The organism is Streptomyces sp. AC602_WCS936, assembly GCF_019049125.1.
GTDB lineage: Bacteria > Actinomycetota > Actinomycetes > Streptomycetales > Streptomycetaceae > Streptomyces.
The window spans coordinates 89929-111365 of the sequence record NZ_JAGMUF010000012.1; the positions used below are offsets into that span (position 1 = coordinate 89929).

Annotated in this window: 22 protein-coding genes; 6 read left to right on the forward strand and 16 right to left on the reverse strand. The window is 71.5% G+C overall.

Annotation, left to right across the window (positions count from 1 at the left end):
• Positions 1-146: 146 nt before the first annotated feature.
• Positions 147-1295: a transposase gene (locus tag KUM03_RS06285; protein WP_302185837.1), complete on the forward strand. Its 1149-nt coding sequence runs from the start codon at positions 147-149 to the stop codon at positions 1293-1295.
• 143 nt (positions 1296-1438) lie between these two features.
• On the opposite strand, the gene KUM03_RS06290 is transcribed toward KUM03_RS06285, so the two are convergent.
• Together KUM03_RS06290 and KUM03_RS06295 are read right to left on the reverse strand one after the other, a co-directional pair.
• The gene (locus tag KUM03_RS06290; RefSeq protein ID WP_217246004.1) at positions 1439-2767 is read right to left on the reverse strand and encodes a class I SAM-dependent RNA methyltransferase; all 1329 of its coding nucleotides are present in this window, start codon (positions 2765-2767) and stop codon (positions 1439-1441) included.
• 78 nt (positions 2768-2845) lie between these two features.
• Positions 2846-4909: an APC family permease gene (locus tag KUM03_RS06295; RefSeq protein WP_217246005.1), complete on the reverse strand. Its 2064-nt coding sequence runs from the start codon at positions 4907-4909 to the stop codon at positions 2846-2848.
• Positions 4910-5117: 208 nt separating this feature from the next.
• On the opposite strand from KUM03_RS06295, the gene KUM03_RS38835 reads away from it, so the two are divergent.
• The 3 genes from KUM03_RS38835 (at position 5118) to KUM03_RS06305 (ending at position 6824) form a co-directional block, all read left to right on the forward strand.
• Complete coding sequence (locus KUM03_RS38835) at positions 5118-5240, forward strand: hypothetical protein (protein WP_274535687.1); 123 nt, start codon at positions 5118-5120, stop codon at positions 5238-5240.
• 235 nt (positions 5241-5475) lie between these two features.
• The gene (locus tag KUM03_RS06300; protein ID WP_217246006.1) at positions 5476-6147 is read left to right on the forward strand and encodes a TrkA family potassium uptake protein; all 672 of its coding nucleotides are present in this window, start codon (positions 5476-5478) and stop codon (positions 6145-6147) included.
• On the forward strand, positions 6147-6824 hold the full coding sequence (locus KUM03_RS06305) for a TrkA family potassium uptake protein (protein ID WP_100047212.1): 678 nt from the start codon (positions 6147-6149) through the stop codon (positions 6822-6824). Before KUM03_RS06300 ends, KUM03_RS06305 begins: the two co-directional genes overlap by 1 nt.
• A 107-nt stretch (positions 6825-6931) precedes the next feature.
• On the opposite strand, the gene KUM03_RS06310 is transcribed toward KUM03_RS06305, so the two are convergent.
• The 8 genes from KUM03_RS06310 to KUM03_RS06345 form a co-directional block, all read right to left on the reverse strand.
• Positions 6932-7720 (reverse strand): DUF3159 domain-containing protein, encoded by a 789-nt coding sequence (locus KUM03_RS06310; RefSeq protein WP_217246007.1) that lies wholly within the window; start codon positions 7718-7720, stop codon positions 6932-6934.
• 3 nt (positions 7721-7723) lie between these two features.
• Entirely contained in the window at positions 7724-8122 is a 399-nt protein-coding gene (locus KUM03_RS06315; protein WP_217246008.1) for an OB-fold nucleic acid binding domain-containing protein, read from the reverse strand.
• A 62-nt stretch (positions 8123-8184) separates the two neighbouring features.
• Positions 8185-8868 carry a response regulator gene (locus tag KUM03_RS06320; RefSeq protein ID WP_217246009.1) on the reverse strand — a complete coding sequence of 228 codons (684 nt, stop codon included), beginning with the start codon at positions 8866-8868 and terminating at the stop codon, positions 8185-8187.
• Positions 8865-11411: a sensor histidine kinase KdpD gene (locus KUM03_RS06325; protein ID WP_217246010.1), complete on the reverse strand. Its 2547-nt coding sequence runs from the start codon at positions 11409-11411 to the stop codon at positions 8865-8867. The genes KUM03_RS06320 and KUM03_RS06325 overlap by 4 nt, the downstream gene beginning before the upstream one ends.
• A gap of 123 nt (positions 11412-11534) precedes the next feature.
• Complete coding sequence (locus KUM03_RS06330) at positions 11535-12233, reverse strand: ABC transporter ATP-binding protein (protein ID WP_073731798.1); 699 nt, start codon at positions 12231-12233, stop codon at positions 11535-11537.
• Positions 12234-12390: 157 nt separating this feature from the next.
• A complete protein-coding gene (locus KUM03_RS06335; RefSeq protein WP_073731797.1) occupies positions 12391-13143 on the reverse strand; it encodes a DUF3710 domain-containing protein in 753 nt (250 codons plus the stop codon).
• A 1-nt stretch (position 13144) separates the two neighbouring features.
• Positions 13145-13723: a dUTP diphosphatase gene (dut, locus tag KUM03_RS06340; RefSeq protein ID WP_308406264.1), complete on the reverse strand. Its 579-nt coding sequence runs from the start codon at positions 13721-13723 to the stop codon at positions 13145-13147.
• The gene (locus KUM03_RS06345; protein ID WP_217246011.1) at positions 13720-14304 is read right to left on the reverse strand and encodes a PaaI family thioesterase; all 585 of its coding nucleotides are present in this window, start codon (positions 14302-14304) and stop codon (positions 13720-13722) included. Before KUM03_RS06345 ends, dut begins: the two co-directional genes overlap by 4 nt.
• A gap of 57 nt (positions 14305-14361) precedes the next feature.
• Here KUM03_RS06345 and KUM03_RS06350 point away from each other — a divergent pair, with 57 nt between their 5' ends.
• Positions 14362-14823: a DUF3093 domain-containing protein gene (locus KUM03_RS06350; protein WP_073731794.1), complete on the forward strand. Its 462-nt coding sequence runs from the start codon at positions 14362-14364 to the stop codon at positions 14821-14823.
• Positions 14824-14842: 19 nt separating this feature from the next.
• Here the strand turns inward: KUM03_RS06350 and KUM03_RS06355 are convergent, their stop codons facing one another.
• From KUM03_RS06355 to KUM03_RS06370, 4 genes are all read right to left on the reverse strand, one after another.
• Positions 14843-15811, reverse strand: a complete 969-nt coding sequence (locus KUM03_RS06355; protein ID WP_217246012.1) for a hypothetical protein — start codon at positions 15809-15811, stop codon at positions 14843-14845.
• A 13-nt stretch (positions 15812-15824) separates the two neighbouring features.
• On the reverse strand, positions 15825-16121 hold the full coding sequence (locus tag KUM03_RS06360) for a DUF4193 domain-containing protein (RefSeq protein WP_003993510.1): 297 nt from the start codon (positions 16119-16121) through the stop codon (positions 15825-15827).
• A 406-nt stretch (positions 16122-16527) separates the two neighbouring features.
• On the reverse strand, positions 16528-17772 hold the full coding sequence (locus KUM03_RS06365; protein WP_217246013.1) for a HAMP domain-containing sensor histidine kinase: 1245 nt from the start codon (positions 17770-17772) through the stop codon (positions 16528-16530).
• Between the two features lie 6 nt (positions 17773-17778).
• Positions 17779-18432 (reverse strand): response regulator transcription factor, encoded by a 654-nt coding sequence (locus KUM03_RS06370; protein WP_003993508.1) that lies wholly within the window; start codon positions 18430-18432, stop codon positions 17779-17781.
• A gap of 415 nt (positions 18433-18847) precedes the next feature.
• On the opposite strand from KUM03_RS06370, the gene KUM03_RS06375 reads away from it, so the two are divergent.
• Positions 18848-19021 (forward strand): hypothetical protein, encoded by a 174-nt coding sequence (locus KUM03_RS06375; RefSeq protein ID WP_019325850.1) that lies wholly within the window; start codon positions 18848-18850, stop codon positions 19019-19021.
• Between the two features lie 183 nt (positions 19022-19204).
• On the opposite strand, the gene KUM03_RS06380 is transcribed toward KUM03_RS06375, so the two are convergent.
• Positions 19205-20023: an inositol monophosphatase family protein gene (locus tag KUM03_RS06380; protein ID WP_217246014.1), complete on the reverse strand. Its 819-nt coding sequence runs from the start codon at positions 20021-20023 to the stop codon at positions 19205-19207.
• 198 nt (positions 20024-20221) lie between these two features.
• Positions 20222-21343 carry a ferrochelatase gene (locus KUM03_RS06385; protein WP_217246015.1) on the reverse strand — a complete coding sequence of 374 codons (1122 nt, stop codon included), beginning with the start codon at positions 21341-21343 and terminating at the stop codon, positions 20222-20224.
• Between the last annotated feature and the right edge of the window lie 94 nt (positions 21344-21437).

Here is a 21437-nt window from a genome sequence, read left to right on the forward strand (position 1 = left end):
GCCGAACGCATTCCATTCACGCGGGAATAAAAGCCGCCCTCTTCCACCGAACCCCCCACGAGGAGATCGGTATGACCATGATCAGCGGTGTGCCCGACCACACCCGGATTCGGCCTCCACTCGCGAACCCGCTCGACTCCGACGCAATGCGTAGAGCAGCCCTCGACCGCTCCGTATCCGAATTGTCCCCCATTGTTTTCTCATCGCTTCCGCGGGCCGATCAACGACGAAAAGGGATGATGTACCTGCGGGGCCTGCTGGGAGCCACCGGACGGAAGTCGATAAGAAATATCGCCGCCTTCCTCGGAGACCAGGTCAACGACCAGGGCCTGCACCACTTCATCAACGACTCGACCTGGGAGTGGGCCCCCATGCGCGAGACCCTCGGCCGTCACCTGATCCATCACCTGCCGCTGCAGGCGTGTGTGCTGCACCTGATGGTCATACCGAAGTCAGGCCCCCACTCGGTCGGTGTGGCCCGGACATTCTCCTGGGAGCGCGGTCAGGCCGTCACCGCGCAGCAGGTGATCGGCGTCTGGGGCGTGTCCGCGCGCACCGCGAGCCCGCTCAACTGGTGGATCCACATGCCGCCGGAGGGAACCCGGGGAGCTTCCCGGGACGGTCGGACGCCGTCCGTCGCCGAGGCAGCCGGACCGGCGACACCCGAGGACTCGATGGTCAGCGCCTATCTGGAGACGGTGTCCCGTCTGCATCTGCCGCGCTGCCCCGTGACGCTGAACGCGGAGCGGCTCGACGCCATCAGGATCAGCTCGCGACTCAGCGCCGCCGGCCTGAACCACATCGCCCGGATCTCCGGCGACACCTGGCTGCTGCCCGACGACCCCGCGCTGCCCGGCTGGGGGGAGAGCCCGTTACAGGCGAGCCAGATCGCACATCTGGCCAAGGCGGGCCGCCGACGCGTGGCGGTCTACCCGACGGGCACGCACGGCTCCATGGAGCTCGTCGCCACGGTGCGCGTCCGCCTGCCGACCGTGCTCGACTCCACCCGCTGCGGCCGCGGCCGTCCGGAGTTCCTGCTCCTCGCCGTCGGCCGCGGCGGATCCCGCTGGCCCGAGGAGCTGTGGCTGACCGATGTGCGCACGGCGGATCCTGCCGCCCTGCTGCGGCTCGTGGGTCACAGCCGGCGGGTGGAGAGCCGCGGCATGCCGCGCGCCGAGCGCGTGGGCATCCGGGACTTCGTCGGCCGCTCCTTCGCCGGCTGGCACCGCCACGCCACCCTCGCGTCCGTCGCCCACGCGGCCACGGAACTGGCGGAACGCAGACTGGCGGCCTAGCCGACCCCCATGACCACCCACCCCCACCGGGACCCTGAACCCGCCGTACCCGAGGGCCCTGGTGGGTCGACCCGCCTCCAGCGCACAGCCCTCGGCCCGCCGCGCCCATGGCGCACATCATGCGCACCGACTAAAGCCACAGGTCAGCGGCCCTTCTCGGTGGGCTCAAGGATCGCGACACACTCCACATGATGCGTCATCGGAAACAGATCGAACACCCGCAGCATCCGCACCCGATACCCTCCGTCCCGGAAGTACCCCAGATCCCGCGCCAGCGCCGCCGGGTCGCACGCCACGTAGGCGATGCGACGCGCCCCCAGGGACGCGAGGTGCTGCACCGTCTTCCGCCCCGCCCCCGCGCGCGGCGGGTCCAGGACGATCAGGTCGACCTCGTCGATGCCCGTGCGCGGCAGGACGGACTCCACCTTGCCCTGCTCGATCCGCACCCGGTCGAAGTCGGCGAGGTTGTGCCGGGCGTCCTCGACCGCGCGCTTGCCGGACTCGATGCCGAGGACGGCGCCCTTGTCGCCGATCCGGTCGGCCAGGGCGCCGGCGAAGAGGCCGACTCCGCAGTACAGGTCGAGGGCCATGTCGCCCTTGCGCGGGAGCAGGCCCTGCATGACCGCCTTGACCAGGGTGTCGGCCGCCTTGGGGTGGACCTGCCAGAAGCCGCCGTTGCCGACGCGGTAGGTGCGGTCGTCGGCACGTTCGCGGACGAAGGGGCGGCCGTGGACGCGGTGGACGCCGCCGTCCTTCTCCCCGACGCGCATCACCGAGACCGGGCGGTCCAGTTCGACGATGGGGAGCCTCGCACCCGGCCGGGGGGTCAGGATGACCTGCCGGTCCTGCGAACCGGTCGCCGCGATGGCCTCGACGGACTCCATGCCCGTCCAGTCCCGCGCCTCGATGCCCAGCTCGCTGACGCCCTCCGCGGCGATCATGCAGTGGTCGATCGGCTGGACCTCGTGCGAGCGGTGCTTGCGCAGGCCCGCGCGGCCCTCGGAGTCGACGGCGTACTGGACGCGGGTGCGCCAGGAGGGGACCTGGCCGGCGGGCACCTTGTCGCCCTCGGCCGGCATCACCGTGCCGTCCCAGCCGGCCTCCTCGGGGGTGAGGCCCGCGAGGCGCTTCAGCTGCTCGGCGACGACCTCGCCCTTCAGGCGGCGCTGGGCGCCCGGCTTGGCGTGCTGCCAGTCGCAGCCGCCGCAGCGGCCGGGGCCGGCGAAGGGGCAGGGGGCCTCGATGCGGTCCTTGGAGGCGTCCAGGATCTCGACCGCGTCGGCGCGCAGGAAGCGGGCGCCCTCCTCACCCTCGGTCACCCGGGCCACGACCCGCTCGCCGGGCAGCGTGTGCCGGACGAACAGCACCTGCCCCTCGGACGTACGGGCGATGCAGTGGCCGCCGTGGGCGACGGGGCCGACCTCGACCTCGTACTCCTCCCCCACCAGCGATTTCTTCGGTTCTGCCTGCATGGCGGGGTGACTCCAGAGAACGGGACGACAAGGCACGGCCGCCGGAAGGCGGGCGCCGAAGGACAACAGCCGTCCAGTCTACTTCGACGGCGAGGACTCCTTCGCCCGGTCGGGGCCCGCGGGCCCGCGCCGGACCGCGCCGGGCGCGTTCCAGTCCTGGCGCTTGCGCGCGCGCCGCTTGGCGGCCTCGGAGGACTGGAGCTGGTACGGGACCGAGGTGACCATGACCCCGGGGGTGAAGAGCAGGCGGCCCTTGAGGCGCAGAGCGCTCTGGTTGTGCAGCAGGTGTTCGTACCAGTGGCCGACCACGTACTCGGGGATGATCACCGAGACCGCGTCGCGCGGGGACTCCTTGCGCAGGCTCTTGACGTACTCGATGACCGGGCGCGTGATCTCGCGGTAGGGCGAGTCCAGCACCTTCAGCGGTACGGCGATGCCGCGCCGTTCCCATTCGTCGCGCAGGGCCTTGGTCTCGGCCGGGTCGACGTTGACGCTGAGCGCCTCCAGGGTGTCGGAGCGCATGAGCTTGGCGTAGGCGAGGGCGCGGAGAGTGGGGCGGTGGATCTTGGAGATGAGGACGACCGAGTGGACGCGGGACGGGCGGACCATGTCGTCGGTCTGCGCCTCCTGAGGGTCCTCGGGGGCCGCGATCTCCTCGGCGACGCGGTCGTAGTGCTTGCGGATGGCCGTCATCGTCGCGAAGAAGATGCACATGCCGAGCAGGGCGACCCAGGCGCCGTGTGTGAACTTCGTGGCCAGTACGACGACCAGGACCAGGCCGGTGAAGAAGGCGCCGAAGGCGTTGATCGCGCGGGAGCGGATCATGCGGCGGCGGGCGGCCGGGTCCTTCTCGGTGGCCAGGTGGCGGTTCCAGTGGCGGACCATGCCGATCTGGCTGAGCGTGAAGGAGACGAAGACGCCGACGATGTAGAGCTGGATGAGGCGGGTGGAGTCGGCTCCGTAGACGAAGACCAGGAGCATCGCGGCGCCGGCGAGGAGGACGATGCCGTTGGAGAAGGCCAGGCGGTCGCCGCGGGTGTGCAGCTGGCGGGGCAGGTAGCGGTCCTGGGCGAGGATCGAGCCGAGCAGCGGGAAGCCGTTGTACGCGGTGTTCGCGGCGAGGAAGAGGACGAGTGCGGTTGCCGCGGCCAGGACGATGAAGAGGAAGCTGCCCTCTCCGAAGACCGCCTCGGCGACCTGCGAGATCACCGGGTGCTGCACGTAGTCCGAGCCGAGCGCGACGCCGTTGTGGAAGAGGTCGGTGGCCGGGTTCTCCGACATACGGACGTCGGTCGCGGCGGCCAGGGCGATGATGCCGCAGAACATGGTGACGGCGAGCAGGCCCATCAGCGCGAGGGTGTTGCCCGCGTTCTTCGACTTGGGCTTGCGGAAGGCCGGGACGCCGTTGGAGATCGCCTCCACGCCGGTGAGGGCGGCGCAGCCGGAGGAGAAGGCGCGTAGCAGGAGGAAGACCAGGGCGAAGCCCGCGAGGCCGCCGTGCTCCGGCTTGATCTCGTAGTCCGCGGTGGGGGCGCGCATGGTGTCGTCCAGGACCAGGCCGCGGAAGGCACCCCAGGCGATCATGATGAAGACGCCCGCGACGAAGACGTACGTCGGAATGGCGAAGAGCGTGCCCGACTCCTTGACGCCGCGCAGGTTCATCAGCGTCAGCAGCAGGATGACGGCGACGGCGCAGAGGACCTTGTGCTCGACCACGAAGGGGATCGCGGAGCCGAGGTTCTCGATGCCGGAGGAGATGGAGACGGCGACGGTCAGCACGTAGTCGACCAGGAGCGCGCTCGCCACCGTCAGGCCCGCCTTCGGGCCGAGGTTCGTGTTCGCCACCTCGTAGTCGCCGCCGCCGCTCGGGTAGGCGTGCACGTTCTGCCGGTAGGAGGCGACCACGGTGAACATCAGCACGACGACCGCGACCGCGATCCAGGGGCTGAAGTGGTACGCCGACACGCCCGCGATGGACAGGACCAGCAGGACCTCGCCGGGCGCGTACGCCACGGAGGACAGCGGGTCGGAGGCGAAGACGGGGAGGGCGATGCGCTTCGGCAGGAGCGTTTCCCCCAGCCGGTCACTGCGCAGTGCGCGCCCGATCAGAATCCGCTTGGGCACGTCGGTCAGTTTGGACACAACAGAGGATCGTAAGCGTTCGAACGGGCGCCCGCCCACCCGCCACCCCCGATCGGCCCGCCCTCTGCTCTACGGGTGAATTCGGCGGCCGGCAGGGCTGCGGATTCCGCAGGTCGCGCGGTCGGCGTGCCTGAATGTCTGACTGTATGAGGAAGACTGCTCGATTGCCGACCGCTCCCCGGCTGTTGCACCGCCCCCTGGAGGTCCCATGCACCTGAGCGACCTGAGCGCAGAGCTGATCGGCGGCGCCGCCACGCTCGTCGGCCTCGGAATCCTGACTCTTGCCAGCATTCGCAGCATCGGCCGGCGGGGGTCCTCGGCCGGAGGGTGAGACGGCCCCTGCGGCCTGCCGCTACGTTGGGGGCGGACGACGGGGAAACCCGGCTTCCGTTCGGGGTTCCGGACTTCCCGGGGCCCCGGGAGGCGTCAGGGTCGGTGCTCACCGGCATGATGTTCCCCTGCGGCCCGCACACCGGCCGCGACGTGTCGCCAGGCGAGCCGAAAGAGAGACATGAGCAGGACATCCACTAAGGCCGGCGGGCCCGCAGGAAGCGGGGTGTGAGGCGATGCACATCGTGATCATGGGCTGCGGGCGTGTGGGCTCGGCCCTCGCGCAGAATCTGGAGCAGCAGGGGCACACGGTCGCCGTGATCGACCAGGACCCCACCTCCTTCCGCCGCCTCGGCTCCTCGTTCGGCGGCCGCCGGGTCACCGGCATCGGCTTCGACCAGGACACCCTGCGCGAGGCGGGCATCGAGGAGGCCGGCGCCTTCGCCGCCGTCTCCAGCGGCGACAACTCCAACATCATCGCCGCCCGGGTGGCCCGCGAGATGTTCGGCGTGGAGAACGTCGCCGCCCGCATCTACGACCCCCGCCGCGCCGAGGTCTACCAGCGCCTGGGCATCCCCACGGTCGCCACCGTCCGCTGGACGGCCGACCAGATGCTGCGCCGGCTGCTCCCCTCCGGCGCCGAGCCCCTGTGGCGCGACCCCACCGGCGGCGTCCAGCTCGCCGAGGTGCACACCTCGGCGTCCTGGGTCGGCCACAAGATCAGTCGGCTCCAGGAGGAGACCGGGGTGCGGGTGGCGTTCCTCACCCGGCTCGGGGAGGCGATCCTGCCCTCCTCGCAGACGGTGCTGCAGGAGGGTGACCTGGTGCACGTGATGATGCGCACCGACGAGGTCGACAAGGTCGAGGCGGCGTTCGCCCAGGGTCCCGAAGAGGAGGGCGGTCACTGATGAGGGTCGCCATTGCCGGAGCCGGTGCGGTCGGCCGTTCGATCGCGGGCGAGCTGCTGGAGAACGGCCACGAGGTTCTGCTCATCGACAAGGCGCCGACCGCGATCTCGGTCGAGCGGGTGCCGATGGCGGAGTGGCTGCTCGCGGACGCGTGCGAGATCACGTCCCTGGACGAGGCGGCGCTCCAGCGCTGCAACGTCGTCATCGCCGCGACGGGCGACGACAAGGTCAACCTGGTCGTCTCCCTGCTGGCCAAGACGGAGTACGGCGTTCCGCGCGTCGTCGCCCGGGTGAACAACCCTAAGAACGAGTGGCTGTTCAACGAGTCCTGGGGCGTGGACGTCGCCGTCTCCACACCGCGGCTGATGTCGGCCCTGGTCGAGGAGGCGGTGAGCGTCGGCGACCTGGTCCGGCTGCTGCGCTTCAGCCACGGCGACGCCAACCTGGTGGAGCTGACGCTGCCGGAGGAGTCGGCCCTGGCCGGCACGCAGGTCGGGGACGTGGAATGGCCCGAGGACACCTCGCTGGTCACGATCATCCGCGGCACCCGGGTACTGACGCCGTCCAGGGAGGACTCCCTGGAGGCCGGCGACGAGCTGCTGTTCGTGGCGGCGCAGGCCCGCGAGGAGCAGCTGGAGGACCTGCTGTCGGCGCGCAAGGGCAGTACGGCACGCTGAGCACGCTGACCGGCGTACGGTCCGCGCATACGTTGCGCATACGACGGTGGGGCGCCCGGAGATCTCCGGGCGCCCCACCGTCGTATGCCGTCACCCCGCGGGGTTCGTCAGCCCTTGCGGTGCCTGCCGCCGGGCGCGGGGTCCAGGGCGTCCTCGCCCCGCGCCTCGCGCTCGGCCTTCGCGCGCTCCTCGCGCTCCTTCTCGGCCTGCTCCGCCGCCTCCATCTCCGCGAACACGTCGATGGGGGCCGGCGCCTTGGCCAGGAAGACCCAGGTCAGCCAGACGGCGAGCAGGAAGGGCGGGATCTTCAGGGTGACCAGGACCCAGCCGAGCTGCTCGGTGTCCGCCCACCAGTACAGCGGGAAGAGGATCGCGGACTTGGCGAGCAGGATGAGGCCCCAGGCGTAGCTGGCCTTGGTGTAGGCCTTCTTGCGTCCCGGGTTCCGGGTGCGCCAGGAGAGGTTCTCCTTGAAGACCGGGCCGAGGATCAGGCCGATCAGGGGCACTCCGGCCAGCGCGGTGACGATGTAGGCCAGGGCCAGGCCCAGGGTGTAGAGCATGCCCGGCAGGTAGAAGTTCTTGGCGTTGTCGGTCATCATCGCGAAGACCACGCCGAAGGCGACGCCGAAGACGCCGCTGAAGGCGTGCTTGACGGTGTCCTTCATCGCCAGCCGGACCACGACCAGCACCAGCGACACGGCGAGCGCCGCGATCGCCGACATGTGCAGGTCGTTGTTGAGCGTGAAGATGGTGACGAAGAGCAGGCCCGGCAGCACCGTCTCGACCATGCCCCGCACGCCGCCGAACGCCTCGAACAGCGCGGCCTCCGTCACCGCCCGGGCGTCGCCGGCTTCCGTGTCCTGGGTGTCTTCGGTCGGCTTGTCGAGCGACGTCACCGGCTACTCCCGTCCGAGGGGTCTCAGTTCGTATTTCGGGTTGAAGAGCACCCGGCGGCCCCGGCTCATGGAGACCCGGCCCGATGCGATGAGCTTGCGCCCCGGCTCTATGCCCACGATGGAGCGTCTGCCCAGCCACACCACGTCCAGTGCGGCGGAGCCGTCGAACAGCTCGGCCTCCAGGGCCGGGACGCCCGCGCGCGGTCGCAGGGTGACCGTGCGCAAGGTACCAGTAACCGAGACGATCTGGCGGTCCTGGCAGTCGCAGATGCGGGTGCAGCCGGCGGTGTCGGCGTCCTCGCGCAGTTCCTCGGACTCCAGGTCCTCCTGCGACGAGGAGAGCCGGTCGAACATGCGCCGGAACCGGCCCACCGGCTTGTCGGAACGCGGAGCAGCACTCATGTCTGAAGCGTACCGGGACGGGCCGACAGCCATACACCCTCTCCGGACCGGTATCGCGAGGCTCACTTCTCGAAGCGGTACCCCATGCCCGGCTCCGTGATGAAGTGGCGCGGGTGCGCCGGGTCCGTCTCCAGCTTGCGGCGCAGCTGCGCCATGTAGACCCGCAGGTAGTTCGTCTCCGTCCCGTACGACGGTCCCCACACCTCCTGGAGGAGCTGCTTCTGGCTGACCAGGCGCCCGGTGTTGCGCACCAGTACCTCCAGCAGGTGCCACTCGGTGGGCGTCAGCCGTACGTCCCTGCCGTCCCGGTTCACCTTCTTCGCGGCCAGGTCGACGGTGAACTCGGCGGTGTCGACGATCACGTCGTCCTCGCCGCCCGGGACGGGTTCGGCCCGGCGGACGGCGGCGCGCAGGCGGGCCAGCAGTTCGTCCATGCCGAAGGGCTTGGTGACGTAGTCGTCGGCGCCCGCGTCGAGCGCCTCGACCTTCTCGTCGGAGGAGTGCCGGGCGGAGAGCACCAGGATCGGCACCCGGGTCCAGCCGCGCAGGCCCCGGATCACCTCGACGCCGTCCATGTCGGGCAGGCCCAGGTCCAGCACCACCACGTCGGGGTGGCGGGCGGCGGCGAGCTGGAGGGCGGTGGCGCCGTCGTGGGCGGCGTCGACCTCGTAGTGCCGGGCCTTGAGGTTGATCACGAGGGCCCGCACGATCTGCGGTTCGTCGTCGATCACGAGCACCCGGGTCATCGGGCGGCCTGCCTTTCTGCTGTCGTGACGGGGAGAGCGCCGGTGTGTGTGCCGGCCGCGCGGAGGGTGAGCACCATGGTGAGGCCGCCGCCGGGGGTGTCCTCGGCGTTCAGCGTGCCGGCCATCGCCTCGGCGAAGCCCCGGGCCACGGCCAGGCCCAGGCCCACTCCGGCCCCGCGCGGGGCGTCGCCGTACCGCTGGAAGGGCTCGAAGATGCGCTCCTTGGCGTCGTCCGGCACGCCCGGCCCCCGGTCGACGACCCGCACCTCGACGCGGTCCGCGAGGGCGCTGGCGGCGACCAGGACGGTCCGGCCGACGGGGCTGTACTTGACGGCGTTCTCGATCAGGTTGGCCATCGCCCGCTCCAGCAGCCCCGCGTCGACGGCGACCATGGGCAGCGTCTCGGGGACGTCCAGCTCGACGCTGCCCTCGGGGACGCCGCCGAGCGCCATCGGCACCACCTCGTCGACGTCGATCTCGCGGATCAGCGGCGTGACCGTGCCGGTCTGCAGGCGGGACATGTCGAGCAGGTTGCCCACCAGGTGGTCGAGGCGGTCGGCGCCGTCCTCGATGCCCTCCAGCAGCTCGGCCCGGTCCTCCTCGGACCACGCCACGTCGTCGGAACGCAGACTGGTGACCGCGGCCTTGATCCCGGCGAGCGGTGTCCGCAGGTCGTGGCTGACGGCGGCCAGCAGCGCGGTGCGGATGCGGTTGCCCTCGGCCAGCGCGCGGGCCCGGTCGGCCTCCTCGCGCAGGCGCCGGCGGTCCAGGACGACGGCGGCCTGGGCGGCGAAGGCGGCCAGCACCCGACGGTCCTCGGCGGGCAGCACCCGGCCGGTCAGCGCGAGGGCCATGTGGTCCCCGACCGGCATGTCCACGTCCGCGTCCTCCGGGCGGTCGACCGGCGGGCCCGTCCCGGCCCGTCCGGCGCAGGTCCAGGGCGCCACGTCGCCCTCCCGTTCCAGCAGGGCGGCCGACTCCATGCCGAAGGTCTCGCGGACCCGCTCCAGCAGGGTCTCCAGGCTGGTCTCGCCGCGCAGGACGTCACCGGCGAGGAAGGAGAGGATCTCCGACTCGGCGCGCAGCCGGGCGGCCTGGTGGGTGCGGCGGGCCGCGACGTCGACGACCGAGGCCACGGAGAGCGCGACGCCCACGAATATGGCGAGCGCAAGCATGTTCCGGGGGTCGGCGATGGTGATCCGGTTGACCGGGGGCGTGAAGAACCAGTTCAGCAGGAGGGAGCCGACCGCGGCCGAGGCGAGCGCCGGATACAGGCCGCCGAGCAGCGCGGCGGCCACGGTCAGCGCCAGGTACAGCAGCACGTCGTTGGCGAGGCCGAGGTGGACGGTGTTCAGCAGCAGGGTCAGCAGCACCGGGCCGCCGAGGCCGGTGAGCCAGCCCCAGACGCTCCGGGAGCGGCCGAGCCGCGCGCCGGTGGCCACGGGCAGTCCGCGGCCCTTGGCGACCTCCTCGTGGGTCACGATGTGGACGTCCAGGTCGGGCCCGGACTCGCGGGCCACCGTGGCGCCGACGCCGGGGCCGAAGACGTACTGCCAGGCCTTGCGGCGCGAGGAGCCGAGGACGATCTGGGTGGCGTTGCTGCCGCGCGCGAAGTCGAGCAGGGCGGCCGGTATGTCGTCGCCGAGCACGTGGTGGAAGGTGCCGCCGAGGTCCTCCACCAAGGTGCGCTGCACCGCCAGTTCCTTGGGGGATGCCGCGGTGAGCCCGTCGCTGCGGGCTATGTAGACGGCCAGCACCTCACCGCCGGCGCCCTTCTCGGCGAGACGCGACGCCCGGCGTATCAGGGTCCGGCCCTCGGGGCCGCCGGTCAGGCCGACCACGATGCGCTCGCGCGAGCCCCAGATCTTCGAGACGCGGTGCTCGCTGCGGTACTGCTGGAGGTACTCGTCGACCCGGTCCGCCACCCACAGGAGGGCCAGCTCGCGCAGAGCGGTGAGGTTGCCCGGGCGGAAGTAGTTGGACAGCGCCGCGTCGACCTTGTCCGGCTGGTAGATGTTGCCGTGGGCCATGCGCCGGCGCAGCGCCTGCGGCGACATGTCGACGAGCTCTATCTGGTCGGCCCGGCGCACCACCTCGTCCGGCACGGTCTCCTGCTGCCGTACGCCCGTGATCGACTCGACGACGTCGCCGAGGGACTCCAGGTGCTGGATGTTGACGGTGGAGATCACGTCGATCCCGGCGGCCAGCAGCTCCTCCACGTCCTGCCACCGTTTGGCGTTGCGGGCGCCGGGGACGTTGGTGTGCGCCAGTTCGTCCACCAGGGCGACCCGGGGGGCGCGTTCCAGCACCGCGTCCAGGTCCAGTTCGGTGAAGACGGCGCCGCGGTGCGCCAGCTCCCGGCGCGGCACCTGCTCCAGGCCGTGCAGCAGCACTTCGGTGCGGGACCTGCCGTGGTGCTCCACGAAGGCCACGACGCAGTCCGTGCCCCGCTCCATGCGGCGGTGCGCCTCGGACAGCATCGCGTACGTCTTGCCGACGCCCGGTGCCGCACCGAGGTAGATCCGAAGCTTGCCGCGTCCCATGGCCTCATTGTCTTCCGGTCAGCGCTGGTTGCGCAGCGTCGACCCTACGGCCAGCAATCCCGCCACATCAGGGCGGGATACGGGGCGCCGGTGCTCTTTGACGTAACTCTGACGCCCGCGGTGTCACTCCGCGACGATCTCCCCGTCCCGGAGTTCGAGCACCCGGTCGGCCAGGTCCAGCAGCGTGGCGTCGTGGGTGGCGACGAGGGCGGTGACCCGCTCGCTGCGTACGACGGCCCGCAGCAGCTCCATCACGGCGTGCCCGGTCTCCGCGTCCAGCTGGCCGGTGGGCTCGTCGGCGATCAGCAGCGCCGGGTTGTTGGCGAGGGCACGGGCGATGGCGACCCGCTGCTGCTGCCCGCCGGACAGCTCGCCGGGACGCTGGGCGGCGTGGTCGGCGAGGCCGACGAGGGAGAGGAGCAGTTCCACGCGTTCCTCGCGTTCGCGCGGTGCGGTACGGCGCAGCCGCAGCGGGACGCCGACGTTCTCGGCGGCGGTGAGGATCGGGATGAGCCCGAAGGACTGGAAGACGAAGCCGACGCGGTCCCGGCGCAGGGCGAGCAGGCCGTCCTCGTCCAGTTCCGCGAGGTCCCGGCCGTCGACCTCGACGCGCCCGGCGTCGGCCGCGTCGAGCCCGCCGACGACGTTGAGCAGCGTGGTCTTCCCGGAACCCGACCGTCCCTTCAGGGCGACCAGCTCACCGCGCGGCACCTCGAAGGAGACGCCGCGCAGGGCGTGTACGGCGGCGGCGCCGTGACCGTACGCCTTGCGCACGCCCTCGACGCGCACCATGGTGTCGGTGACCACCTGGCCCTGACTCATGTGCCCTCCCCCGCCGGAAACCGGGCGCCAGTATCGCCGGGCGGCACCGGAACGTTCAAGGTGCGGCGCCTGTCGTCCCGCGGCCCCGGCATGGCCGGAGGGCCGTGTCCCCTACGGGACGCGGCCCTCCGTACCGAGTGCTCGTACTGGTGCTCGCCTACCGGACCTCGGTGATCTCCGGGCCGCGCTGAAGCTGGCCCATGCCGCCGGAGAAGCGGGAGCCCTCCTCCTGCTGGACGCCCTCGGGGACCATCTGCGCGTCGTTGGGGAGCTTGAGGACGATCGGGTCGCGCGGGGCCATCGGACCCTCGCCGCGGACCACGACCGTGTCCCGGAAGATCTGCTCCAGCAGACCGGCGGCCTGCGGCTGCACCGCGCCCTGGCCGGAGATCACGCCGCGCAGGAACCAGCGGGGACCGTCCACGCCGACGAAGCGCACGACCTGGAAGCCGCCCGTGCCGTCCGGCAGCTGCACCGGGACCTGGGCCCGCAGCTCCCAGCCCAGCGGGCCCTCGACCTCGTCGATGATGCCGCCCTGCTGGGTGATGCCGGAGCCGATCTCCTCGCGTACCTCGCCCCAGATGCCCTCGCGCTTGGGCGCGGCGAAGCCCTGCAGCTGGATGGCGCTGTCGCGCAGCACGACCGTCGCGGCGACGATCGCGTCGCCCGCGACCTCCACCCGCAGCTCCATGCCCTCGACTCCGGGTACGAACAGACCGCCCAGGTCCACCCGGCCCTCGGCGGGGTCGCGGACCTCGGTGCTGTCCCAGGGCCCGTCGGGCCGCGGTTCGGGCTCGAGCCGCACGCGCTCGCGCTCTTCGTCCGCCTCGGTGTCGACGCTGTCGACGACCTGCTCGGCCTCGCCGGCCGCGTCCTCGGCGGCATCCCTCTTCTTGCGACGTCCGAACACGTCACTGTCCTTCCCGGTCGGATACGACCGAAGCGTATCGATTCCCACCCGTCGGGCCGCCCTCGGCGACCTGACCGCTTGTGCCGCTTGCACGGTCCGTCCCGGCGTGGCCGCCGGTGGACCCGAAGCCCCCTCCGGCCCGCGCCGAGTCGGGAAGCTCCGCGACCTCGTGGAAGCGGACCCTCTCGACCTGCTGGACGACCAGTTGGGCAATCCGGTCGAAGCGCTCGAACCGCACGCTGTCGCGCGGATCGAGATTCACCACGATCACCTTGATCTCCCCACGGTACCCGGCATCAATCGTCCCCGGGGCATTCACGAGGGCGACACCGAAGCGGGCTGCGAGCCCGGAACGCGGGTGCACGAAGGCCGCGTACCCCTCCGGGAGCGCCACAGACACGCCCGTGGGAAGTACGGCGCGCTCACCGGGCTTCAGTTCGCAGTCGACGGTGGTGCGCAGGTCGGCGCCCGCGTCGCCGGGCTGCGCGTACTCCGGAAGCGGTACGTCGGGGTCGACGCGGCGGATCAGGACGTCGAGGTCGGGGCGGGGCTCGCGGTGCCCGGGGTCCGGCAGGCTCACGGGTTCACCTCGAAGGCGCGGGCCCGGCGGACCTGGTCGGGGTCGTCCATGGCGGCGCGGATCTCCTCCTCGCGGCCGTGATTCACGAAGTGTTCGACCTTGACCTCGATGAAGAGGGCGTCCGCGCGCACGGCCACGGGCCCGTCGGGGCCGCCGATGCGGCCGGTGGCGGTGGAGTAGATCTTCCGGCCGGCCACCGCCGTCACCTCGGCCTCCAGGTACAGCGTGGTGTCGACGGGCACCGGCCGCTGGAAGTCGGTCTCCAGCCGCCCGGTCACCGCGATGATGCGCAGCAGCCAGTTGAGCGAGCCGAGGGTCTCGTCCAGCGCGCTGGCCAGCACGCCGCCGTGGGCGAGACCGGGGGCGCCCTGGTGGGCGGACTGCACGGTGAACTCGGCGGTGATCGACACGCCTTCACCGGCCCGCGCCTGGAGGTGCAGCCCGTGGGGCTGGTCGCCCCCGCAGCCGAAGCACTGGCCGTAGTGGGCGCCGAGCAGCTCGCCGGGGGCGGGCGCGTCGGGGTGCCGTACGGGCTTCACGGCGTCGGCGGGGGGCTGGAGACCTGGGGAAGTACCACTCACAGGCGCAGACCTTACCCGCGCGTCGGCCGAACACCGATACCGTGCCAAGCTTGTTGCATGCAGCTCTCGACCGCCCCGTACGAAGAACGCCTCACCGCGCCCCGCTCCTGGTGGCTGGGGTCCTTCCTGGTGGGGCTCTCGTTCGCCCTGATCCTGCTGCCCTTCGGCACGCTGCCGATGCTGGGCGGCCTGGCCGGCGGAACGGCGGTGGCGGCGGTCGCTGCCAGTTCGTACGGCGCGGTCCGCATCCGCGTCGTGGGGGACTCGCTGATCGCGGGCGAGGCGAGGGTGCCACTCTCCGCCCTGGGCGAGGCGGAGATCCTCGATCCGGAGGAGGCCCGCGCCTGGCGGACCCACAAGGCGGACACCCGCGCCTTCCTGCTGCTGCGGGCCTACATCCCGAGGGCCGTGCGCGTGCTGGTCACGGACCCGGAGGACCCGACTCCGTACCTGTACCTGTCGACCCGCGAGCCGGAGCGGCTGGTCGAGGCCCTGAAGGCGGCGAAGGCGGCGGCGTGACGCCTCCGCGGGCGGGGTGTCAGTGCCCGTCGTCCCCGTCGGAGCGGTGACCGAACCCCTTGTGTCCGCCGAAACCCTTGGGGCCGAGCTCCTTGGTGAGGGAGCCCATGTCCAGCGCGTCCTGCGGTCCCTCCAGGGCGGGGAGCTCGTCGAGGGCGCTCCACGGCACCTGCCTCTTGCGCAGGTCCGCCCGGATCCTGTCGGCGAGCTTCCTGGTGTCGCGGCGGTTCATGACGGCGCCCACCGCGGCGCCGACCATGAACGGCATGAGGTTCGGCAGGTTGCGCACCATGCGCTTCATGATCTGCTGGCGCAGCTGGCGCTTCATGTGGCTGTTCATCGCCGAGCCGAGGGTCGACGGTTTGGACACGTCGACTCCGCGCTCGTCCGACCAGGAGTTCAGGTACGCGGTGCTGCGCTGCGCGAGGCTGCCTGGCGGGCGCAGGCCGTACACCTCGTACAGCTCGGCGATCAGTTTGAGCTCGATCGCGGCCACGCCGGTCACCTCGGCGGCCAGCTCGGTCGGCATCGCGGGCGGCACGGGCATCATCGCCGCCGCGCCGATCCCCGCGCCGACGGTCGCCGTGCCCTTGGTCGCGCCCGCGACCAGCCGGTCGGCGATCTCCTCGGGACCGAGGCCGGGGAACTGTCCGCGCAGCGTCGCCAGGTCCCGTACGGGCACGCGCGGTGCCAGTTCGATGATCCGGTCGGCGAGGTGCGCGAGGGCGGCTCTGGCGCGCTGGCCGCCGTTGCGGACGCCCTGGCCGGCCTTGTGCCGGAACGCCGCTGCCCTGCGCCGGGCAGCGGGTGCCGGCGGCTGCGTGGTCGCCGGGAGGTCACCCCGGTCGGCCACTGATTCGAGCGGGGCCGTCCCCGTGTCGGTCGGGCCCCGCTCGTCGTCACGCGCGCAGTAGGAACCGTCGAGCGGCCCTTGGTCCGCTTCCCGCCTGTGGAAGCGGCGCTTCCAGGGAGGGGTCGAGCCAGTCACGGCCGACCCCGCCTCAGTCGCAGTCGCGGCAGATCGGCTGGCCGTTCTTCTCCCGGGCCAGCTGGCTGCGGTGGTGCACCAGGAAGCAGCTCATGCAGGTGAACTCGTCCTGCTGCTTCGGCAGTACACGGACCGCCAGTTCCTCGTTCGAGAGGTCGGCGCCGGGAAGTTCGAGGCCTTCCGCGGCCTCGAACTCGTCGACGTCGACGGCCGAGGCGGACTTGTCGTTCCGCCTGGCCTTCAGCTCTTCGAGGCTGTCCGAGTCGACGTCGTCGTCGGTCTTGCGTGGAGTGTCGTAATCGGTTGCCATGGTCGCTCTCCCCCTCTGGGTGTCTGCGGGTGTCTCCAGCGCACGTAACGCGTGAGAGGCCGGACTTGTGCCCGACCCGAGGCGGAGATTTTGCCTCACATCAAGGTCTGTTACTCAATCGACACCCAACCGGACTCCTCATGAGTGATCGGCTTGGATGGCGATGGGGACCGTACACGGTCCGAATGTCGCACTTCAAAGGCGCCTCACCGTGTACTTCCCGTGATCAGGGCCCCTGAAAACCAGGACTTTCCCGGCCTTCCGACAGGGTGCATGATCACGGAGAGTAGATGGCGAGAAAGCCGGTGCTGTGATCGATCACACAGGCAACTCCAGGGCCGTCGGCCTGGAAATTCCGCTCAAAGCGAACATCCTCGGGTGTCGGTGAGATGTCGGGGCCATGATCTCAGACGGGGAGCGTCACTCGCATCACGAGCCCCCCGCCCTCGCGCGGCTGAGCGTAGATGTGCCCGCCGTGCGCCCTCGCCACCGACCGCGCGATGGACAGCCCGAGACCGACGCCCTTGTCGCTCCCCGTGCGCTCGGTGCGCAGGCGGCGGAACGGCTCGAAGAGGTTGTCGATCTCGTACGCCGGCACGACGGGGCCGGTGTTGGTGACCACCAGGACCGCCTGGCCGTTCTCGACCGAGGTGGTGACCTCCACCCAGCCCCGTTCCGCCACGTTGTAGCGCACGGCGTTCTGGACGAGGTTCAGGGCGATGCGCTCCAGCAGGACGCCGTTGCCCTGGACCACCGACGGGTCCCGCGTGCCGCGGATCTCCACGCCCTTGGTGTCCGCCTCGGCGTGCACCTGGTCGATGGCCTGGCCGGCCACCTCGGCGAGGTCCACCGGTTTGCGCTCGACGATCTGGTTGTCGCTGCGGGCGAGCAGCAGCAGGCCCTCGACGAGTTGCTCGCTGCGTTCGTTGGTGGCCAGCAGGGTCTTGCCGAGCTGCTGGAGCTCCACCGGGGCGCCCGGATCGGACAGGTGCACTTCCAGCAGGGTCCGGTTGATCGCCAGGGGCGTGCGCAGCTCGTGGGAGGCGTTGCCGACGAAACGCTGCTGGGCGGTGAAGGCCCGCTGCAGCCGCTCCAGCATGTCGTCGAAGGTGTCCGCGAGCTCCTTCAGCTCGTCGTCCGGGCCGTCCAGCTCGATCCGGCGGGAGAGGTCGGAGCCCGCCACCGCGCGCGCGGTGCGGGTGATCCGGCCCAGCGGTGACAGGACGCGCCCGGCCATCGCGTAACCGAAGGCGAAGGCGATCACGGCAAGGCCCAGCAGGGCCAGCAGCGACCGGCTCAGCAGCCGGTCCAGGGCGTCCTGGCGCTGTCGGTCGATGCAGTCGCTGATCGCGGCGTTGAACTGCGACAGCGACAGGTTGCCGTCCGTGATGCCCGGACAGTCGTTGCTGGCGACCTGGAGGTCCTGGAAGTCGACGATCTTGTAGAGCGGCTGGTTGCCGGTGCGTACCGCCTGGGCGGCGAGCAGGTAGATGATCGACAGCAGCAGGATGCCGGCGATGAGGAACATGCCGCCGTACAGCAGCGTGAGCCTTATCCGGATGGTGGGCCGCAGCCACGGCATCGGGGTGGCCGAGCGCGGGTCCCAGGTGGGCTTCGGGGGCGCCCCGGGGGGCGCGGGTGTCGTCGCCACGGCCGGTCAGATCCGGTACCCGGAGCCGGGGACGGTGACGATGACGGGCGGCTCGCCCAGCTTGCGGCGCAGGGTCATGACGGTCACTCGTACGACGTTGGTGAACGGGTCGGTGTTCTCGTCCCAGGCCTTCTCCAGCAGCTGCTCCGCCGAGACGACGGCGCCCTCGCTGCGCATCAGCACCTCCAGCACGGCGAACTCCTTCGGCGCGAGCTGCACCTCCTTGCCGTCGCGGAAGACCTCGCGGCGGTTCGGGTCGAGCTTGATGCCGGCGCGCTCCAGGACGGGCGGCAGGGGCACGCTGGTACGCCGGCCCAGGGCGCGGACGCGCGCGATGAGCTCGCTGAACGCGAAAGGCTTGGGCAGGTAGTCGTCGGCGCCGATCTCCAGGCCCTCGACCCGGTCGCTGACGTCGCCGGAGGCCGTGAGCATCAGCACACGCGTGGGCATGCCCAGCTCGACGATCTTGCGGCACACGTCGTCGCCGTGCACGAGCGGGAGGTCGCGGTCGAGGACGACCACGTCGTAGTCGTTGACGCCGATGCGCTCCAGGGCGGCCGCACCGTCGTACACGACGTCGACGGCCATGGCCTCCCGGCGCAGTCCGGTGGCCACCGCATCGGCGAGCAGTTGCTCGTCCTCGACGACGAGTACGCGCACGTCGCTTGTCCTTCCTGTGTCCACCCGCGTAGCGCTTCCGGGGCGCACGAGGGCAGGGGCCGGCGGGGTGTGTTGCCTCCATCCTGCCCTTTTCGGCCATAAGTCGGCTGTAAGACGAGAGAAGGTCCGGGAGGAACACCGGTACGGGAGCGGGAATGCGAGATTTTCTCGCGTGGTTGAGGTTTCCGCGGAAGAGAGTGGGGGGAGGACGGCTTTACACCCCGCGATCACGCTCTGCCTGTACCGCGTCACCGCGCGGTATGTCGCGGTCCGCTTCCGCAGAGCGGGCGTGGGTGTCCGGCACCGTCGCCGCCCGGCAGGGCAGCGCTGGGCACTCCACCGGAGACGTGATCGTCCCTTCCGAACGGCACACCCCCGTGCCACCGACCCACGACCCAGGACGAGGGGGCGCAGCATGGACGCTTTCACCGCAGGACTTCTGCAGCGCATAAAGACGACCGAGTCCGACCTGTCCCGGGCCCGCGACGAGGGGGACGAGTTCCTCGTCGAGGTGGAGCTGGGAGAGCTCGACGACCTGCGCCGTCTCGCTGCCGAGCACGGCGTGGAGGTCGGCACGACCAGCGTCTGACCAGCCCGTGAAAGACAGGGCCCCGGCGGGATCCAGCGCCGGGGCCCTGTCGTGTGCGGTGCCGTCCGACGGCGGGCAGCCGACGTGTCACCACCGACCCGGGCGACGTCAGCGCCGGTCCCGGGCCGCGGCGGGAGGAGGGCGCGCACACCGCCCCGCCCTGCCCGCCCAACCGCCGGAGGCCTACGCTCCGAAGTCCGTCAGGAGCCGCTGGAGGGGCTCGAAGACCTTCGGGGTGGCCGCGATCGTCAGGTCGGCGGACGGGCGCTCACCGGGGCGTCCACCGGTCACCGCACCCGCCTCCCGGGCGATCAGGTCCCCGGCCGCGAGGTCCCACGGGTGCAGCCCGCGCTCGTAGTAGCCGTCGAGGCGGCCGGCGGCCACGTCGCACAGGTCGATCGCGGCGGAACCGCCGCGCCGGATGTCGCGCACCAGCGGGATCAGCCGCCGCGCGATCTCGGCCTGCTCGGCGCGGACGTCGGCGACGTAGTTGAAGCCGGTGGAGACCAGGGCCTGGTCCAGCGGGGCCGGGGCGCGACAGGCGAGCCGGCGTTCGCCGTCCCACGCTCCCGTCGCCCAGGCACCGCCGCCGAGCACCGCGTGGTACGACTCGCCCCGCATCGGGGCGACGACCGCGCCGGCCACCCGCTCGCCGTTCTGCTCGGCGGCGATGGAGACCGCCCAGGTGGGCAGCCCGTAGAGGTAATTGACCGTGCCGTCGAGCGGGTCGACGACCCAGCGGACGCCGCTGGTGCCCTCGGTGGCGGAGCCCTCCTCGCCGAGGAAGCCGTCGTCCGGACGGCGGTCGGCGATCAGGCCGGTGATCAGCTTCTCCGCCGCGATGTCCATCTCGGTGACCACGTCGATCGGGCTGGACTTGGTGGCGGCGACCGCCAGGTCGGCCGGGCGGCCGTCGCGCAGCAGCTCGCCCGCGCGGTGGGCGGCCTCCTGGGCGATCTTCAGCAGCTCGGCATGGAGGGGGTCGGGCGTCACGTCGGTCACGGGGCTCCTCACGCGTAGGGGCTGTCGTTCGGATCAGGTCGCAGGGAAGAGACGGTGCTGGTCAGTGCCGGTGAGCGGGGTCTGGTGCGTGCAGCTGCAAGGCGGAGGAGGGCGACAGGGCGGAGCCCTGGCAACCGACGACGACGCCGCAGGGGCGTGCCGGGCCCCGCGTCTGCGGCATGGTCCAAACGACAGCCCCTAAGGGCTGTCGGCGCCGGCGGCGGCGGGGCGGGGGGTGCGGGCGGGGCAGCAGCCGACCGGGCACAGGTTGTGGCTCGCGCCGAGCGCGCCGAGGGCGCACGGTGCGACTTCCTGGCCTCGCTCGTCGGCGGCCCGCTCCAGCACGAGGTCGCGGACCGCGGCGGCGAACCGCGGGTCGGCGCCCACGGTGGCCGAGCGGCGCACCGGCAGCCCCAGTTCCTCCGCCTTGGCCGTGGCCTCCGTGTCGAGGTCGTACAGGACCTCCATGTGGTCGGAGACGAAGCCGATGGGTGCCATCACCACGGCGGGCACGCCGGCCGCGTGGCGCTCCTCCAGGTGGTCGCAGATGTCGGGCTCCAGCCACGGGATGTGCGGGGCGCCGGACCGCGACTGGTAGACGAGCTGCCAGGGGTGGTCGACGCCGGTGCGCTCGCGGACGGCGTCGGCGATCACCTGTGCGACGTCCAGGTGCTGGCGTACGTACGCCCCGCCGTCACCGTGGTCCTCGACCGGGCCGGAGGTGTCCGCGGCGGAGTTGGGGATCGAGTGGGTGCAGAAGGCGATGTGCGCGCCGTCCCGCACCTCCTCGGGCAGCTCGGCGAGGGACCGGACGACCCCGTCGACCATGGGCTCGACGAAGCCCGGGTGGTTGAAGTAGTGCCGCAGCTTGTCGATCTCCGGCAGCTCCAGGCCCTCGGCCTCCAGGGCGGCGAGCGCGTCCGCGAGGTTCTCGCGGTACTGGCGGCAGCCCGAGTACGAGGCGTAGGCGCTGGTGGCGAGGACCAGGACGCGGCGGCGACCGTCGCGGACCATCTCGCGCAGGGTGTCCGTCAGGTACGGCGCCCAGTTGCGGTTGCCCCAGTAGACCGGCAGGTCCAGGCCGTGCTCGGCGAAGTCCTTGCGGAGGGCGTCCAGCAGGGCGCGGTTCTGGTCGTTGATGGGGCTGACCCCGCCGAAGAGGAAGTAGTGCCGGCCGACTTCCTTGAGGCGTTCCTTGGGGATGCCCCGCCCGCGCGTCACGTTCTCCAGGAACGGGACCACGTCGTCGGGACCCTCCGGGCCGCCGAACGAGAGCAGGAGCAGGGAGTCGTAGGGGCTTGCGTCGAGCACGTCTGGCATGTCTCGATCCTGCCACCCGCCACTGACACCCGACCAACGGTGGGGTCCCGCCGCGCGTCGCACCTGGTCCGCGGACGTGTTTCCGGACGTCCTG

Bases quoted from the DNA above. Each gene is read 5' to 3' on its own strand.
- KUM03_RS06285 (WP_302185837.1), top strand. From the start codon at position 147: ATGCGTAGAGCAGCCCTCGACCGCTCCGTATCCGAATTGTCCCCCATT.
- KUM03_RS06290 (WP_217246004.1), bottom strand. From the start codon at position 2,767: ATGCAGGCAGAACCGAAGAAATCGCTGGTGGGGGAGGAGTACGAGGTC.
- KUM03_RS38835 (WP_274535687.1), top strand. From the start codon at position 5,118: ATGCACCTGAGCGACCTGAGCGCAGAGCTGATCGGCGGCGCCGCCACG.
- KUM03_RS06300 (WP_217246006.1), top strand. From the start codon at position 5,476: ATGCACATCGTGATCATGGGCTGCGGGCGTGTGGGCTCGGCCCTCGCG.
- KUM03_RS06305 (WP_100047212.1), top strand. From the start codon at position 6,147: ATGAGGGTCGCCATTGCCGGAGCCGGTGCGGTCGGCCGTTCGATCGCG.
- KUM03_RS06315 (WP_217246008.1), bottom strand. From the start codon at position 8,122: ATGAGTGCTGCTCCGCGTTCCGACAAGCCGGTGGGCCGGTTCCGGCGC.
- KUM03_RS06320 (WP_217246009.1), bottom strand. From the start codon at position 8,868: ATGACCCGGGTGCTCGTGATCGACGACGAACCGCAGATCGTGCGGGCC.
- KUM03_RS06325 (WP_217246010.1), bottom strand. From the start codon at position 11,411: ATGGGACGCGGCAAGCTTCGGATCTACCTCGGTGCGGCACCGGGCGTC.
- KUM03_RS06330 (WP_073731798.1), bottom strand. From the start codon at position 12,233: ATGAGTCAGGGCCAGGTGGTCACCGACACCATGGTGCGCGTCGAGGGC.
- KUM03_RS06350 (WP_073731794.1), top strand. From the start codon at position 14,362: ATGCAGCTCTCGACCGCCCCGTACGAAGAACGCCTCACCGCGCCCCGC.
- KUM03_RS06360 (WP_003993510.1), bottom strand. From the start codon at position 16,121: ATGGCAACCGATTACGACACTCCACGCAAGACCGACGACGACGTCGAC.
- KUM03_RS06375 (WP_019325850.1), top strand. From the start codon at position 18,848: ATGGACGCTTTCACCGCAGGACTTCTGCAGCGCATAAAGACGACCGAG.
- KUM03_RS06385 (WP_217246015.1), bottom strand. From the start codon at position 21,343: ATGCCAGACGTGCTCGACGCAAGCCCCTACGACTCCCTGCTCCTGCTC.